Below are 1,670 nucleotides of genomic sequence, written 5' to 3' on the forward strand. Positions count from 1 at the left end.
AGGCGGCAGGCCGAAGGCAAATTGCACTGCCGTGCGCCCGGGGCGGTTCACGGAAGGCCCCTCGCCGCGCCAGACATAGATCCGCTGGTTCACCGGCGCCCGCAGCTGGCGGATGGCAAAATCGGCGATGCTGCACCAGTAATCCTGTGCGCCGGACCGGCTTCGGGCGATCACCTCCCAGACACCTTCGGAGACCGGCAACACCTCGTTCCGGTTAATCGCGCGCCAAGCGGATGCAGGCAATGGGACAGCCAGAGCAAACGCCAGCATCCCTGACAGCCACAATCTTTTACAGGTCATCTCACCCTCCCTTTCCACCGTCGCGCAACGGCAGCGGATCATTCTGATCTCACGGCCGCCCGAACGGAATAAAGCAATATCCCAATGCCGCCTGAACACTCATTGTATCACCAGATTGCAGGCTGTTGACAGAGCCGTATCCGCCAGCCGGCCCCGCTGCGGCCAAATCCGGATCCAGCGTGAACTGGACTGCTGAACGGCGCCCGGTTGTTTCGCTGCGGCCCAGCCCGCGGGTGATATGCAACTTGCTGTTCCGGGGAACCCGCAGACTGCGCTGCGCATAATCCGCTGCCCCGCACCAGAAGAGATACCCGTTGCCTGTGTTCGGGATGACCTCGAATACACCATCAGATACCGGGTTGACGCGAATGCTGTGGCGGCTGGCGCCGGCGGCTGAACTGTCTGGGAACGCCACCAGCAAAAACGAGGCACAGAGGGCGGCGGCAGCAAGTTTCATCTCATTTCCCTTTCGTTCAGCGGGGCCCATGCCTGTTCAGGCTGCACCTCTCCAAGGGTAGGGAAAATTCGAACACAGGCCAGTCACACTGCCGTGCAATGGCTGACAAGTATCAGCGGTTAACCCTGCCGGGCCGAAATCAGCGCCGCTCCCAGCAGAGCAGAACCGGATTTTACGGAACCTTGGCCTCAGTCCGGCAGGGGCGGCGGATGTGCCGGAAATCCTCCTGGCTCCCGCCGCCTTGCCTGCGGCCCGGACCATCAAAGGGCTGCGGCTTCGACGCAATATCCGTATCCCTGCTGTACCGACATGCTTTCACCCGGACGAAAGCCCAGCGACAGCCAGCCCGTTTTGGGTTCGACACCGCTCCGCTCCGGGTAAAGCGTGAATTGCACCGAGGACCGGCGCCCGGTGGTGACGCTGACATCCCGGCCGCGCACCACATAAAACCGGTCTGTCCAGCCAGCGTCCAGCTCGCGGCGGGCGTATTCGGCAGCGGCGCACCAGTAATCCCAGGTGCCGCCGGATCCGCGCGGCACCACTTCATAGACCGTGTCGTTGACAGGCAGCACCCGTACGCCGCGGTTGGTGGTAAAGGCATCCGCAGTTGCGGCAATGGAAGAAAGGCAAGCTAGGCCTGCTGCGCAAAGGAGGTTTTTCATTCGGCACTATCCCTATGTTCGCTTCAACATAGGGTTTGGCGGCAGCGGCTCCAACAGACAGATGCCGTCTTTGCCGCGGCCTCTCGCAGATGTGTGACAGCGGGTCTCAGGTGCGGGCCGGAAAAGGAATGATCTCTGCACTGTCCCGCTGATGGCTCAGCACGCCTTCGAGGATGGCCAGCGCTGCGGCGTTTGGGACCGTGCCTGTGCAAGGATGGAACTTTTCCCGTGCCTGGCTGCGCAGCATATCC

Annotated in this window: 3 protein-coding genes; all 3 read right to left on the reverse strand. The window is 62.2% G+C overall.

Annotated features, from left to right (window positions below):
* The coding region (locus VOI29_RS24410) for a hypothetical protein (protein ID WP_323784476.1) at window positions 1-300 on the reverse strand (300 nt) is incomplete at its 3' end.
* A 49-nt stretch (window positions 301-349) separates the two neighbouring features.
* On the reverse strand, window positions 350-757 hold the full coding sequence (locus tag VOI29_RS24415) for a hypothetical protein (RefSeq protein WP_323784477.1): 408 nt from the start codon (window positions 755-757) through the stop codon (window positions 350-352).
* 260 nt (window positions 758-1,017) lie between these two features.
* Window positions 1,018-1,419, reverse strand: coding sequence for a hypothetical protein (locus tag VOI29_RS24420; RefSeq protein WP_323784478.1), 402 nt, complete (start codon window positions 1,417-1,419; stop codon window positions 1,018-1,020).
* Between the last annotated feature and the right edge of the window lie 251 nt (window positions 1,420-1,670).

Origin of the sequence: Leisingera sp., assembly GCF_034669605.1 — a bacterium.
Classification (GTDB): Bacteria; Pseudomonadota; Alphaproteobacteria; order Rhodobacterales; family Rhodobacteraceae; genus Leisingera.